Origin of the sequence: Dietzia aurantiaca (assembly GCF_021033825.1) — a bacterium.
GTDB lineage: Bacteria > Actinomycetota > Actinomycetes > Mycobacteriales > Mycobacteriaceae > Dietzia > Dietzia aurantiaca.
In genome coordinates this window covers 168949-182557 of sequence record NZ_JAIFXZ010000001.1, presented here as the reverse complement: position 1 = coordinate 182557, position 13609 = coordinate 168949, and the positions used below count along the sequence as shown (strand labels likewise).

The 13609-nt window shown below is 71.4% G+C and carries 15 protein-coding genes; 5 read left to right on the top strand and 10 right to left on the bottom strand.

The window, feature by feature from the left end:
- Positions 1-10: 10 nt before the first annotated feature.
- Positions 11-1021 (bottom strand): 1,4-dihydroxy-2-naphthoyl-CoA synthase, encoded by a 1011-nt coding sequence (locus tag K3888_RS00930; RefSeq protein WP_230928346.1) that lies wholly within the window; start codon positions 1019-1021, stop codon positions 11-13.
- Positions 1022-1044: 23 nt separating this feature from the next.
- Between K3888_RS00930 and K3888_RS00925 the strand changes: the two genes are divergently transcribed.
- Together K3888_RS00925 and K3888_RS00920 are read left to right on the top strand one after the other, a co-directional pair.
- Positions 1045-2115 carry an o-succinylbenzoate synthase gene (locus K3888_RS00925; protein ID WP_230928345.1) on the top strand — a complete coding sequence of 357 codons (1071 nt, stop codon included), beginning with the start codon at positions 1045-1047 and terminating at the stop codon, positions 2113-2115.
- Positions 2116-2173: 58 nt separating this feature from the next.
- Positions 2174-2974: an EthD domain-containing protein gene (locus K3888_RS00920; RefSeq protein WP_230928344.1), complete on the top strand. Its 801-nt coding sequence runs from the start codon at positions 2174-2176 to the stop codon at positions 2972-2974.
- 94 nt (positions 2975-3068) lie between these two features.
- Here the strand turns inward: K3888_RS00920 and K3888_RS00915 are convergent, their stop codons facing one another.
- The 9 genes from K3888_RS00915 to K3888_RS00875 all read right to left on the bottom strand — a co-directional run bounded on the left by K3888_RS00915 (position 3069) and on the right by K3888_RS00875 (position 10170).
- Positions 3069-3296 carry a hypothetical protein gene (locus tag K3888_RS00915; RefSeq protein ID WP_230928343.1) on the bottom strand — a complete coding sequence of 76 codons (228 nt, stop codon included), beginning with the start codon at positions 3294-3296 and terminating at the stop codon, positions 3069-3071.
- 106 nt (positions 3297-3402) lie between these two features.
- Positions 3403-4227, bottom strand: coding sequence for an SDR family oxidoreductase (locus K3888_RS00910; RefSeq protein WP_230928342.1), 825 nt, complete (start codon positions 4225-4227; stop codon positions 3403-3405).
- A 53-nt stretch (positions 4228-4280) separates the two neighbouring features.
- The gene (locus K3888_RS00905; RefSeq protein ID WP_308281866.1) at positions 4281-5438 is read right to left on the bottom strand and encodes a sulfotransferase family protein; all 1158 of its coding nucleotides are present in this window, start codon (positions 5436-5438) and stop codon (positions 4281-4283) included.
- A 20-nt stretch (positions 5439-5458) separates the two neighbouring features.
- A complete protein-coding gene (locus tag K3888_RS00900; RefSeq protein WP_230928341.1) occupies positions 5459-6613 on the bottom strand; it encodes a hypothetical protein in 1155 nt (384 codons plus the stop codon).
- An 11-nt stretch (positions 6614-6624) separates the two neighbouring features.
- Positions 6625-7419, bottom strand: coding sequence for a 3'(2'),5'-bisphosphate nucleotidase CysQ (locus tag K3888_RS00895; RefSeq protein WP_269074678.1), 795 nt, complete (start codon positions 7417-7419; stop codon positions 6625-6627).
- A 165-nt stretch (positions 7420-7584) separates the two neighbouring features.
- Positions 7585-8139 carry a TetR/AcrR family transcriptional regulator gene (locus tag K3888_RS00890; protein WP_230928339.1) on the bottom strand — a complete coding sequence of 185 codons (555 nt, stop codon included), beginning with the start codon at positions 8137-8139 and terminating at the stop codon, positions 7585-7587.
- Between the two features lie 34 nt (positions 8140-8173).
- Positions 8174-8764, bottom strand: a complete 591-nt coding sequence (locus tag K3888_RS00885; RefSeq protein WP_230928338.1) for a flavin reductase family protein — start codon at positions 8762-8764, stop codon at positions 8174-8176.
- A 148-nt stretch (positions 8765-8912) separates the two neighbouring features.
- Positions 8913-9530 (bottom strand): mycothiol transferase, encoded by a 618-nt coding sequence (locus tag K3888_RS00880; protein ID WP_230928337.1) that lies wholly within the window; start codon positions 9528-9530, stop codon positions 8913-8915.
- A 28-nt stretch (positions 9531-9558) separates the two neighbouring features.
- The gene (locus K3888_RS00875; protein ID WP_230928336.1) at positions 9559-10170 is read right to left on the bottom strand and encodes a DinB family protein; all 612 of its coding nucleotides are present in this window, start codon (positions 10168-10170) and stop codon (positions 9559-9561) included.
- Between the two features lie 105 nt (positions 10171-10275).
- Here K3888_RS00875 and K3888_RS00870 point away from each other — a divergent pair, with 105 nt between their 5' ends.
- From K3888_RS00870 to K3888_RS00860, 3 genes are read left to right on the top strand one after another with little or no spacing between them, the layout of a single operon-like run.
- The gene (locus K3888_RS00870; RefSeq protein WP_230928335.1) at positions 10276-11292 is read left to right on the top strand and encodes a helix-turn-helix transcriptional regulator; all 1017 of its coding nucleotides are present in this window, start codon (positions 10276-10278) and stop codon (positions 11290-11292) included.
- 10 nt (positions 11293-11302) lie between these two features.
- The gene (menD, locus tag K3888_RS00865) at positions 11303-13084 is read left to right on the top strand and encodes a 2-succinyl-5-enolpyruvyl-6-hydroxy-3-cyclohexene-1-carboxylic-acid synthase (RefSeq protein WP_230928334.1); all 1782 of its coding nucleotides are present in this window, start codon (positions 11303-11305) and stop codon (positions 13082-13084) included.
- Positions 13065-13586: a DUF3592 domain-containing protein gene (locus tag K3888_RS00860; RefSeq protein WP_230928333.1), complete on the top strand. Its 522-nt coding sequence runs from the start codon at positions 13065-13067 to the stop codon at positions 13584-13586. Before menD ends, K3888_RS00860 begins: the two co-directional genes overlap by 20 nt.
- Positions 13587-13609: the final 23 nt, after the last annotated feature.

Below are 13609 nucleotides of genomic sequence, written 5' to 3'. Positions count from 1 at the left end.
GGTGGTGGGGTCAGTAGTAGTACGGGAAGTCGTCCCAGTTGGGCTCGCGCTTCTCCAGGAACGCGTCGCGCCCCTCGACGGCCTCGTCCGTCATGTAGGCCAGCCGCGTGGCCTCACCGGCGAACACCTGCTGGCCCATCAGGCCGTCGTCGGTGAGGTTGAACGCGAACTTGAGCATGCGCTGCGCGGTAGGGGACTTGCCGTTGATCTTGCGGCCCCACTCGATTGCGGTGTTCTCCAGTTCCGCGTGGTCGATCACCCGGTTGACCGCGCCCATGTGGAACATCTCCTCGGCGGTGTAGGCCTCACCCAGGAAGAAGATCTCGCGTGCGAATTTCTGGCCCACCTGCTTGGCCAGGTAGGCACTGCCGTAGCCGGCATCGAACGAGCCCACGTCCGCGTCGGTCTGCTTGAACCGGGCGTGCTCGCGCGAGGCCAGCGTGAGGTCGCAGACCGAGTGCAGGGAATGCCCGCCGCCGGCCGCCCAGCCGTTGACCAGGCAGATCACGACCTTGGGCATGGTGCGGATGAGCCGCTGCACCTCGAGGATGTGCAGACGCCCGCCCTCGGCCTTCACCCGCGCCCGGTCGACCTTGTCGGCGGTCGCCCCGGCCACGTCCGAGTCGTGCTCGGTCGAGTACTGGTAGCCGGAACGACCACGGATCCGCTGGTCGCCGCCGGAGCAGAACGCCCAGCCGCCATCGCGCGAGCTGGGCCCGTTGCCGGTGAACAGGATGGTGCCCACGTCGGGGGAGCGCCGCGCGTGGTCGAACACCCGGTACAGCTCGTCGACCGTGTGCGGCCGGAACGCGTTGCGGACCTCGGGCCGGTCGAAGGCGATGCGCACGATGCCGTTGGCCCGGCCCTCGCCCACGTGCCGGTGGTAGGTGAGGTCCGTCAGGTCCACGCCGGCCGCGAAGCCCTCGATCTCCCGCCACTGCGACGGGTCGAAGGGGTTGTCGGCGCTGTCCCGGGGCGTGCCCTGCGACGTGTCCTGCCCGGTGCTGCTCTGCTCAGTCATGGCCTCGACGTTAGCGTGGAGCTATGACATCCGTACCGGGCCCCGAGTCGATCGACGATCTGCTCGACCGCGTGCACGTGGTGGCCCTGCCCATGCGGGTGCGGTTCCGCGGCATCACCGTGCGCGAGGTGGTGTTGGTCGAGGGGCCGTCCGGCTGGGGTGAGTTCGGGGCCTTCCCGGAGTACGACGACGACGAGGCGGCCAACTGGTTGGCATCCGCGATCGAGATGGCGTGGCAGGGCCCGCCGCCGGCGCTGAGGACGCGGGTCGCGGTCAACGCCACGATCCCGGCGATCGCGGCGGGCGAGGTGCCCGCGATCCTGGACCGGTTCCCCGGCTGCACGACGGTCAAGGTCAAGGTCGCCGAGTCCGGGCAGGGACTCGTGGACGACGTGGCCCGCGTCGCCGCCGTTCTGCAGGCGCGTCCCGGCGTGCGGGTCCGGGTGGACGCCAACGGGGCGTGGAGCGTCGACGAGGCCGCGGCTGCCGTGCGGGTCCTCGACCAGGCCGTCCGCGCCGCCGACCCCTCGCGCGCGCCGGGAACCGGACCGGTGTCGCTCGACGGGCCGGGGCTCGAGTACGTGGAGCAGCCCTGCGCGACGGTCGACGAGTTGGTCGAACTCCGCGGGCGTCTGGCCGCGGACGGGGTGCGGGTCGATGTCGCGGCGGACGAGTCCATCCGCCGCGCCGAGGACCCGCTTCGTGTGGTGCGCGCCGGCGGCGCCGACCGGGCGGTGGTCAAGGTCGCGCCTCTGGGCGGCCCCCGGCGGCTGCTCGCGGTGGCCGCGGAGCTGGGCGTCCCCGTCACCGTGTCCTCGGCGTTGGACTCGGCGGTGGGAGTGTCCGCCGGTGTCGCGGCGGCCGCTGCGCTACCCGGATGTGGTGAAGACGACGCCGTCCCCGCGGCAGGCCTGGGCACCGGAGGGTTCTTCGTCGACGATGTCGTCGAACCGGGCGCGTTCGCCCTGGAGAACGGCAGCCTCCCGGCGCGCCAGGTGGCCCCGGATCCGGCACGCCTGGAGGGGCTGCGGGCGGGCGGCGAACGCCGGGACTGGTGGATGGACCGGGTCCGCCGCTGCTGCGGCCTCCTGTGACCGGCAGCGGCCGCGGATCCGCCCGTGAGCCGGGGTGGCCCCCGATACAGTTCTCGCCATGGACACTCTCATTGCGGTGGTCTGGTCCGACGCCGAGGACGAAAGCCCCGGCGCCGACCCTGCCACCGAGATCGCTGCTGCCCCTGGTGCTGCCACCCCCACGTCGGATGCGGCGCGGGTCCGCGCGGAGATCGCCGCGGCCGTCGCGGAGCCGTTGGCGGACCTGGGCGTGTCGCGCTACGTCGTCAACGTCCGTGACGCCGAGGTCGAAGGCGCACTGATCGACGTCCGCGTGACCCCACGCCGGCTGGTGGCAGCCGTTCGCGCGCGCGTGCCGGTGGCGTCCGCGGCCGGGTGCGCGGACCTACTGCACGCGCTGCGCCGGCTGGGCCCGGTCTCGGCGTGGTCTGTCACCGCCTCGGAAGTCCTTCCGGTGATCGAGACGACGACCGTCGCCGAGCCACTTCCGCCGGAGGGCGTCAGGTGCGAAGGCATGGCGAATATCGCGTTCCTGCGCCGTCCCGAGCGCATCCCCAGGCAGGAGTGGCTGCGCACCTGGTTGGACCACCACACCACGGTGGCGGTCGACACCCAGTCCACCACCGGCTACACACAGCACGTGGTGGTTCGTGCGTTGACGGACGATGCGCCGGAGATCGACGGCATCGTGGAGGAGATCTTCCCCATCGCGGCGGTCTCCGATCTCGGTGTGTTCTTCGACGCGCCCGGTGACGAGGAGCGGATGGCCGAGAACATGCGGACCATGACCGCCTCGACCTCTCGGTTCCTCGACGAGGGGACGGTCGACGCCGTCCCCACCGGTCGATACGAGATGGAAGTTCGACGACCGGGCATCTGACAACCCGGCGGCGAGCACGAGCGATGAAGCGGCCTCCCCCATCTGTCGTGGGGAAGGCCGCTTCACCGTGCCAGGTGAGAACACCACCTAAATATCAGTCCTCGACATAGGCGTCGTCGAACATGACGACGTTCAGCATGGTGGCCTTGAGGCCGTGGACGGAGTCGTCGACGATCGCGTACTCGTCTCCGTTGGCGATCACCGTGAACGGCAGGACCTCGTTGTGGACCTCCTGCAGTGCGGTGAACGCGGCCTTCTGGGATTCGAGGTCGGAGGCCGCCTTGAGCTCGGTGATCGCCGCGGTGAGCCGGGGGTCGTCCACGCCGGTGAGGTTCGGGCCGCGTGCGCGTGTCAGCGGGCCCGGTGACCGGAGACGACTGAAGGCCGGTTCCCCTTCCCCGGAGGAGGAGAACCGGCTGTCGTGATCGCTAGTGGTGGCTCTGCCCGCAGTTGACGTCCAGGCATTGACCGGTGATGCCGCTGGCGAAGTCGGACGCGAGGAAGATCGCGGCATCGGCGATCTCGTCGGGGGTCGGCAGGCGTCGCGAATCCGTCTGCTGCGCCTTCTCGGCGTACTTCTCGGCGACCGTAGCCCTGCCCTGCGCCTCTCTCCGCTCGTAGAAGCCGCGGAGCTTCTCACCCCAGATGTAACCCGGGGCGACCGAGTTGACGCGGACCCCCTCGGGCGCCAACTCGACGGACAGGCTACGAGCCGCGGCCAGGAGAGCCGCCTTGTCCATGCGGTAGCTGCCGAACCCCGGTAGGCGGTTGCGGAGGACGAGGGAGTTGATGAGCACGACGGATCCGCGCCGAGCGCAGAGCGTGGAGGCGAGGTCCTGGACGAGCCCGACCGAGGCCAGGACGTTCAGGTCCGCCTGCTGCCGCATCTCGTCGAGGTCGGCGTCGAGGAGCTTAATGAACGGTGGGTGGACGAACGCCGCGTTCATCAGGACGTCCACGTGCCCGAACGCGTCCGAGGCGGCTCGGACGAGGGCGCGGCGCGCGGCTGCGTCGGTGACGTCCGTCGGCACGGCGAGGGCTTGTCGGCCCAGCGCCCGCACCTCCTGCCCGATCCCGTCGAGGCGCTTCCCATCTCGTGCGGCGAGCACCACGTCGGCGCCGGCCTGCGCGGACCGCACGGCGAGAGAGCGCCCCAGGTCCGGGCCGACCCCGCTCACCAGCACCACCTTGCCCGCCAGAATGGACGGCGCGGGGGCCCGTGGCGCGGGGGCGGTTTCAACGATGTCGTTCATTGTCACTCCTTGAGATATGGGGTTGTCGGCGACCGGGATCCACGTCGCCGGCGTCAGCGGTCGAAGGCGTCCAGGACCTGCTTGTCGGTCAGCCCGTAGTCGGCGAGCGTGTAGCTGTGTCGGGGCGCGGCGGCGCCACTCCTGGCCTCGCGGTCACTCTCGACGACCGCCGCCTCGACCTCCGGCGTCCAGTCGAGGTCGAAGGCCTCGTACACCTGGCGCACGGTGGCGACCTGGTCCGCCACGAGGTCGCCGAACGCGATGTCGACGAACTGTGCCCGGTCGTACCTGGCGCGCGCGTCGTGGAACGCGTGATACGAGTTCGACCAGAGGTCGAGTTGGGTGCGGCCGATGGTCTCGCCCACGAAGGTCTCCGAGTGGCCCGCAGTGGCGCTGGCGGCGAGTGAGCAGGCGGAGGCAATGCAGGTGACCGGTTCACGGTGGGTGTAGACGATCAGCGCATCGGGGTAGACCGCCATGAGGGCGTCCAGTGCGGTCATATGCGAGGGGTTCTTCAACACCCAGCGTTTGTCGGGGTCGTGGAGACCGACGAGCTGCAGGTTGCGCCGGTGCCGAGCGTAGGCGTCCGTCCAGTCCTGACCGGCCAGCCACTCGGTGTAGCGCGGCAGGTACGCGGTGGTCTGATAGGAGTTCGACTTGCCGGTCTGGCGCAGCAGCCGCCAACACTCCTCGACCACCGCGGCGTCCATGTAATGGATGCCCATGAACTCCGGGTCCGCGGCGTGATGGGCGGCAAACGCCCGCTGCAGCGCGGCATACTGCGGGTTCGACTCCCAGGTGTCGTACGGCGGCCGGGGCTGCGGGAACTGGGTCAGCCACATCTCGAGTCCCTGGGCTCCCGGGTCGGCGTGCAGAAGCCGGTGCAGGATCGTGGTTCCGGTTCGAGGCAGCCCCATCAGGAAGATCGGACGTTCGACCCGCACATCGCGGTGGCCGGGGTGGGCCGCGAACGCCGCCTCGGTGAGCAGCACCCCGGTGAGGGCGCTCTTGACCTCCGAGCGCTGGAACGCGCGGCCCCGGGGGGTCAGCCCGGCCTCGGAGGAATTGAGGTCCTCGATGATCACCCGCAGACCTGCTTCGTGGGCGCCGGTGCCGAGGTCCGACAGTCCTGTGGAGCGCATGGCGGCGGCCACGATCTCCTCGTACGAGCCGACCTCGGCCCGCTCCCTGGTCATGACGTTGTCACTCATGTGGTGGTCCTTATCCGGGGTCACGAGATCATCCGCTGCGCGATGCCGACCTGGCGGTCGGCGATCCTCGCGGCGTACTGCTCGGCGGTGACGAGGTTGTCGTCGTAACAGGGCAGGCTCCGGGCGAGGTCGTCGAGGGCGACGAGCTCCACGGCCGGCCCGTCGGCCGGCCCGAGCTGACGTTCGGTGTGCTGCCAACGCAGCATGATCACCCCGGATGCGTGGTTCGTGGTGTCGAGCCAGTTCGCGATGCCGGGGTTGCGGGTCGAGATCACGTAACGGAACATCCCGTCCGGGTCGGCCTGCGACTGCGCAGCGGTCAACGACGACTGGTAATGCTCGTAATCGGTCGACACGTACCACTTGGAGCCCAGCTGGATGGCCTGGTACGCGGCGTCCTCGCACACGGGGACGGTGACGACCAGGGCCTGATCGTCCCGCAGGTCGTAGTGGCCCAGCGCCGAGTACTGGCTGGCCAGCCCGCCCGGTGTCCGCTCGGGCGAGGTCAGGGTATTGACCGGTTCTGCGTAGGTGAACCACTTCGGGAACTCGAACCACGTGCGGATCCGGGTGGTCAAGGCCTTGGCGGCGACGTCGTAGCGCTTCTGGACACCCTCGCGGGTCAGCGGCGGCCGCGGCACGCCGGCCGTATCGAGTCTCTGGATGCGGATCGAGCCACGGCGCTCGGCCATCCAGTCGTTGTAGACCTCGCGGATGATCAGGGTGGAGCCCTTGGCCAGCCCGAGTTCGGGGCCGAAACTCCACGTGAAGCTGCCGTCGTCGGCGATGTCCAGCTCGCGATCGTCGAAGGCCGCCAGAGTCGATGGCGCGCCCGCGGCCGTGTAACCGCCGTCCATGATCTGAAAGGACAGGTCCGCTGTGGTGCCCCGCACGCCCGAGATCTCGTAGGTCCCGCCCTCGGTGAGGTAGGCGTTGAAGTAGATGGCGTCCGGGTTGTCGAGCCCCTGACGTGCGTACTGATGAGTACCGTTCATCAGCACGGGGTGGACGAGGTCGTAGTCGAAGGCCGCCTGCATCGACGAGCGGATACTGCCCGCGAGGTAGTCGTAGCCCTCGGCGCGCTCCTGTTCGGTGATGGTGAACGGCGGGTCGGCGATGAGTGCCTCGGCCTCGGCGACCGCTTCCCGTAGGCTCCGGGTCCAGTCCTCGGTCATGAGTCCTCCTACTAGTGGTTGATCGGGTGGGTCGCGAGATGGTCGAGGATCGGCGCGGCGAGCTCGGGGCGGCACACCAGCAGATCCGGAAGCAGCACCTCGGGCTGGTTGTAGACCAGCGGTGTGCCGTCGATCCGGCTGGTGAACAGGCCGGCACTGCGGGCCACCGCGACCGGGGCAGCGGAGTCCCATTCGTACTGGCCGCCGGCGTGCACGTAGGCGTCGGTGATGCCCCGGACAACCGAGATGACCTTGACGCCGGCCGAACCCATCGGCGCCAGGTCGGCGCCGAGCTCGGCCGCGAGTTTCTCCACGAACGCGGGTGGTCGGGTCCGGGAGACCGCTATGCGCGGTCGCGCGGTCGCCGGCTTCCGCGCCGCCGGGGCGGACCCCGTGTGGAAAGTCCGGCCGAGCGCGGGCTGGGACACGGCGCCGGCGGCGAGCTCGCCGTCCTGCCACAACGCCACGTGGACGGCCCAGTCGTCGCGTGGTGGCTCGGAGTACTCGCGTGTTCCGTCGACCGGGTCGATAATCCAGACCCGCCGTGCGGTGTGCCGGTCGTGGCGGCCGGCGGTGCCGCGGTGCTGCTCCTCGGAGAGCACCGCGTCCGCGGGCGCGTATCTCGCGAAGAGCTCCATCAGCACCTCGTGCGAGCTGAGGTCACCGGCGTCCTTCAGTTCCTTGCCCGCGAGCCCCGAGTCGCGCAGGTCGAGCAACACCCTGCCCGCGGCCTCCGCCGCCCAGGCCGCGAATCGGTGGTCGTCCCGCAGCGCCTCGGGTGGAGGAGACGGGACCCCTCGTCGCATCTGCTTCTGCACAGCCGTCACGATGCCCACGCTCCTCGGTTCGTATTTCGTGTCAGAACTATGACACTAAAGTTGAACCGGGCACAACCCCTTCGGGCCTGCGGGTCATGCGAGGTCAGGTGTGCGACAGGTCGGGCCCGCACCGGGGCCGTAGCGCGGCCGGGCTCAGGCGTGCCCTTCCGGCGGCAGCAGGCGATCGATCGCCCAGGTGACCGCATCGACGGCCTCATCGGTCGGCATCCGCCAGATCGACGACAGCCGCTCATAGGTGTCGTTGCTCCACAGCACATCCAGGAGTGCCGCGAGACGACGGTCGCCTCCACAGGCGTCGAGCAACGCCTGCATCCGATCGCGGTTCATGGCGATGGCCGCTTCCGAGGGCGAGGGCTGCGTGTGCAGAGCCCGGTCAAAGGTGCTGAGCGAGGTGAACAGGCGCCCGACCAGCTCCGACACGTCGTCGACGGACAGGTCGTCGTAGGAGATGCCGGCATCCTGATTGATCCGGAGCAACAGTGCTTCGTGGAGGTCCGACTGGGTGGGGAAGTGGCGGTAGACGGTCCGCTCGCTCACCCCGGCGGCGTCGGCCACCGTCTTGAACGTGATGTCCACCCAGTTCCACCCGCCGCTGGCGCGGGCCAGGTCGAGGGCCGCCTCCAGGATGCGCTCGCGCCCCTGCTGCTGTCGGCGGGAACTGTCGTACTTACGAGGACCGGTGGTCATGCCGGAACCCTATCGCCGCCCGCCCGGTCAGCCGCTACTTCATCGGCCGGGGGAGCTCCCGCGTCCGCGGGGCGTAGCCCCACTGGTGCCGGCCCAGGCGGGAGGGCGGCAGCAGCGAGTTGAAGTCGGGCAACCCGTCCGCGGCCAGCACGTCGTCCGCGATGGTCGCGCTCACGACTCGGCCGAGCAGCATCGCACTGGTACCGAGGTCGATCACGTCGTGGCGGACGCACTCGAACGCGATCGGTGCCTCGGCCACCCGCGGAGCAGCGACATTGTCGGACGCCACCGCGGTCAGGCCTGTCGCCTCGAACTCGTCGACATCCGGGCCGAACGGGGCGGACGTGGCGTTCATGACCTCCATCAGCGACTCGGTGCCGATGTTCACCACGAACTCGCCGGTGTCCACCACGTTCCGGTGGGTGTCCTTGTGGCCGATCGACGTGACGGACAGGATCGCCGGGTCCGTGCAGGCGACGGTGAAGAACGAGTACGGCGCGAGGTTCGGCACCCCGTCGGCGGACACCGTCGACACCCAGGCGATCGGGCGGGGCGCGATCGAAGCGGTGAGCAGCGGGTACAGGCCCCTGGCGGGGGGATCATCGGGCGTGTAGACGGTGCGCATGAGCCCATTCTGCCGCCGTGGCCGCGCATCGTCCTGCCGGGCGGCCGGGGGGGGGGCGCTCTGCCCTTTGCGGGTCGGCGCCCCGCGCTCGCCACGCCAGCGCCCCGCGCCGGCGCCTCGTGCGCACCACGCCGGCGCGGACTCACTCTCACCAGGCCGGCGCGGGCACCTCCGGGTGCTCTGCGAACCACCGGCCGATGTAGGACATGTCGATGCCCTGGTCGCGCGCGATGAGGTCGTACATCGTGCCGCCGTCGATGGCCTCGCGCAGGATGTCGGCGTGTCCGCTGTGCCGTTCGATCTCGGCGAGCGCGTGCAGTGCCGCCCAGCGCCCGTTGAACGCGGGCAGGTCCGCGGGGAACCAGGGCATCTCGGTGGGCACGGGCACGGGCGCGTCGAGGTCGGCGGTGCGGAGGTGGTCGAGTGCGGCAGAGTGCCGGCGGTCGAACTCGACCAGGACCTCCTCGGCGGTCGCGTCGGGCGCCACCTGGTTGACGGTCTCCGCGTGTTCGAAGGACTCGAGCAGGGTGCGGCCGGTGTCGAGGGCCCGGGGCGCGGCGGCGGCGCGACCGAGCCAGCCTTCGGCGACCTCACCGATGTGCAGGATGAGCCAGCCGAGTGTGAGCTCGCTGGACGGGATCGGGCGGGCACGGAGTTGATCTGCGGTCAGTCCGGCGACGATCGATCGCGCGTTGGTGAGCGCGACGTCGATCCACTCGAGTAGGTTCTCGCGCTCGGTGCCGGAGGTGGCGGGGAAGAAGGGCATGACGACTCCTCGTGGTCTGGTGGTTCGGTCAGTGGGTGGTGGCGTACAGGTCGCGGAGCAGGCACATCTCGGCCCCGTGGTGGATGACCTCGCGGCTGATGTGCAGGACGAGCGTGGCCATGGGCGCGTCGGCCCAGTGCCCCTCGGCGGGGCCGACGGGGGTCGCGAGGTCCCGGGCGTCGAGCCCGCGGACGCCGTCGATCCACCCGGCATAGGTGCGGTCCAACTGGGCGAGGCCGCCGGCGGCGTCCCCGGCGAACTCGTGGGTCATGTAGTCGTGCGGTGGCCCGCCGAAGTGGGAATGCCACCGTGCGCCCAACACGCCGACGACGACGTGGCCGATCCGCCACGCGATGGTCGTCAGCGGCGCCGGCTGGGGCTCGGGGTAGGCGAAGTCGATCGTGAACTCCCCGGTCCCGCCCTGCATCTCCGCCGCGCCGGTGCCCCGCGGGCGCACGCCCCAGGTCAGCTCGTCGGGAGCGGGCGAGAAGTGGTACTCCTCGTCGGTCAGGCCCTCCAGCCGTGGGCGCAGGTGGCCGTGCCAGTGGAAATCCAGTTGGTCGACCAGCTGACCGGTCCAGTCGAGGGGGCTGTCGGTGGCCTGTGGACGGTCTACGGGCGAGGGACTGTCGGCGGTCATGTCGGGCTCCTGGGGTGATCGGTTCCACGGCCTGCGGTCGCGGTGAAAGCAGCATCGCAGCCCATCAGGACAGGATCTGTCCTCTGCGGGTGGGAGACTTCTCGCATGACCGCGGACAGGACGCCCACCACCCAGCGCGTGCTCAGCCTGCTGGACCTCCTCCAGCGCCGGTCCGTGTGGACGGGTGCCGAATTGGCCGGCGAGCTCGGGGTGACGGTCCGGTCCGTGCGCCGGGACGTCGACCGGCTGCGCGACCTGGGGTACCCGGTCGAGTCGGAGCGCGGCGCGGGCGGTGGCTACCGGCTGGGCTCGGGCCGGAGGCTGCCGCCCCTGCTCCTCGATGACCGTGAGGCGGTCGCCGTCGCCATCGCCCTGCGCCTTGCCGCCGGCGGTGCGGTGGCGGGCGTCGGCGAGCACGCGTTGGGAGCGCTGACCAAGCTCGACCAGGTGATGCCGGGCCGACTGCGGGAACGGGTCGCGGCCGTGACCGAGTCGATGGTGGCGGTCCCGGGCACGGACGCCCCGGTCGAGCCGGCGCTGCTCATCGAGCTCGGGCACGCGGTCCGCGCCTCGGAGCAGGTGCGGATGGACTACCGGGACCGCGCGGGCCGGGACACCGAGCGCCGGGTCGAGCCGTACAGGATCGTGGTGTTGGGCCGGCGGTGGTACCTCCTGTCGTTCGACCTCGACCGGGCCGACTGGCGCACTTTCCGCCTGGACCGCATCCGGTCGGTGCACCGCACGCGCTGGCGGTTCACGCCCCGCGCGGACGTGCCCGACCCGGCCACGCATGTGCAGCAGTCCGTCGCCACGGCACCGTACGAGTACCGGGCCAGCGTGGTGGTGCAGGCGCCGGCGGAGAAGGTGCTGGCGTGTTTCCCGCCGCCGTTCGGCGCGGTGACGGCACTGCGCGGCCACGACCACCCCGACGGCCCGGCCTGCCGCCTGGAGGCCGGCGCCACCGACCTGGACGATCTGGCCTGGTACCTGGCCCGACTGCCCGCGCCGTTCACTGTCGAGTCGCCGGACGGGTTGCGGGAGCGGTTCGCCGCGCTGGCCGAGCGGGTGGCCCACGCCGCCCGCTCGTCGCGGGGGCCCGACGCCGCGACCGCCCCCGACTAGGCTGGTGGCGATGACTCCCAGCCAGCCCACCCAGAGCAATCCCAGCACAGCGCAGGCCCGCGTGCTGGTTGACGAGATGCTCCGCCACGGCATCACCGACGCGGTCCTGTGCCCGGGTTCGCGCAGCGCGCCGCTGGCCCTGGCGCTGGCCGCGGCTGAGCGGGCCGGCCGGCTCCGGCTGCATGTCCGGATCGACGAGCGCGGGGCCGGGTTCACCGCACTGGGACTGGCGCTCGGGTCGAAGCGGCCGGTCCCCGTCGTGGTCACCTCCGGCACCGCGGTGGCCAACCTCCACCCGGCGATGGTCGAGGCCGCGCACTCCGGGGTGCCGATCCTCGCCCTGACCGCCAACCGCCCGCCCGAGCTGCGGGGGACCGGCGCCAACCAGACCATCGACCAGGTGGGGCTGTTCGGGCCGCACGCGCGAACGGTGGTCGAACTGGGAGCGGCCGGAGACCCCGAGCTCGAGCACCGCCATTGGCGCGCCGCGATCGGCCGCGCGATCCTCACCGCCACGGCCCTGCCGGATCCGGGTCCGGTGCAGGTCGACATCGCCTTCCGCGAGCCGCTCGTCCCGGCGGAGGGGGACGAGGAGTACCGCCTCACCGCTGCCGACGGCACCGCCCTGGGCGGGGATGATGACGACGACGACGCAGCGACCGCGCGCGCTGTCACCGCTGCGCCGGTCGATCTCCCGGAGGGCCGCCCGGGCGGTCGCCCGTGGGTGCAGCGGGCCCTGGCGGGGCTGGACTCCGCTCCGGGCGCCTCGGCCGTGGCGGTGGACCTGACCCGGCGGACACTGGTCGTCTCCGGCGCGGGCGCGCAGCCGGTGTCCGGCCTGGTGGGCGTGCCGACGGTCGCCGAGCCCGGGGCGCCGGTCCCGCTGCACCCGGTGCACCCACTCGCGATCCCCCGTCTGGCCCCCGAGCAGGTCGTGGTGACCGGGCGGCCGACCCTGCACCGGTCGGTCACCGGATTGCTGGCCGATCCCGGGGTCGACCTGGTGATCCTCGACGCGGGCCCGCACTCGCCCAACCCGACCGGCAGCGCCGCCGAACTCGCGGACTCGGTCCTCACCGGGTGGGACGTGGACCCGGCGTGGGTCGCCGAGGCGGCCAAGGTGAACACGCACGCCCGCGAGGCGGTCGACCGCCTCCTGGACCGGCACCTCACGTCGGCCGGGCCCACCGGGTTGCACGTGGCCCGGGCGGTGGCCCGCGGGATGCGGGCCGGCGGGAACCTCGTCGTGGGCGCCTCCAACGCCATCCGCGACCTGTCCCTGGTGGGCCCGCTGGACCCCGACGTGTCGGTGTACGCCAACCGCGGGGCGGCAGGCATCGACGGCACCGTGTCCACGGCCATCGGGGTGGCCCTCACTGCGCCGGGCCGCACGGTGGCGCTGATGGGTGACCTGACCTTCCTCCACGACCTGTCGGGGCTGGTCCTGGGCCCCCGCGAACTGCACCCCGAGGATCTGACGATCGTCGTCGCGGACGACGACGGGGGCGGCATTTTCTCCCTCCTCGAGCAGGGCGATCCCCGGCTGGCCACCGATTTCGAGCGGGTCTTCGGCACCCCGCACGGCGCCGACCTGCGCGCGCTGTGTGTCGGCGCGGGCATCCCGTTCACCGACACCGACCCGGCCGGCCTCGAGGAGATACTCACCGGGCCGTCGATCTCCGCCCGGCACCGCGACATCGTCCCCGAGGGCCTGCGCGTCGTGCGGGTCTCCACCAGCCGCCAGGGGCTGCGCGACCTCCACGCTGCCCTGCGTGCCGAGGCCCTCGGATGAGCGGGGCGCCACGGTGACCACCGCGGGATCCGCACGCCCGATCCGGTCGGCCCGCCGGCGCTCGGCCCGTCAGGTGCGGCGGGCGGCGCTCACCAGACGCGTGGTGCGGATCGTCGCCGTCGTCGTCGCCCTGTTCTCTCTCGTCGTCGCGCTGCTCATCCTCCTGGCGTGCTTCATCAACGACCAGCGCATCGATCAGGACATGGGCAGCGCCACCGCCACCGTCACCGAGGTCACCGACCGGCGCGCCGCGGTCGAGTTCGATGCCGGCGGCGGGCAGAACGTGCGGCCCGTGACCGGCGTCTTCTATCCGACCGGCCTCGTCGAGGGCCAACGCGTGCAGGTCGAGTTCCGGCGCGCGAACCCCGACCTCGTCCGCGTGTCGGGCCGCAGCTGGACCGTCGCGGTGGTGCCCGCGTTGAGCGTCCCGGCGGTCGTGGTCCCGCTCGCGGCGCTCGTGTATGCCGCCACGTCGCCGAGGGTTCACCGGCCGTCATCGTGAATTCCCCGGGTCGTCCCCGGGAG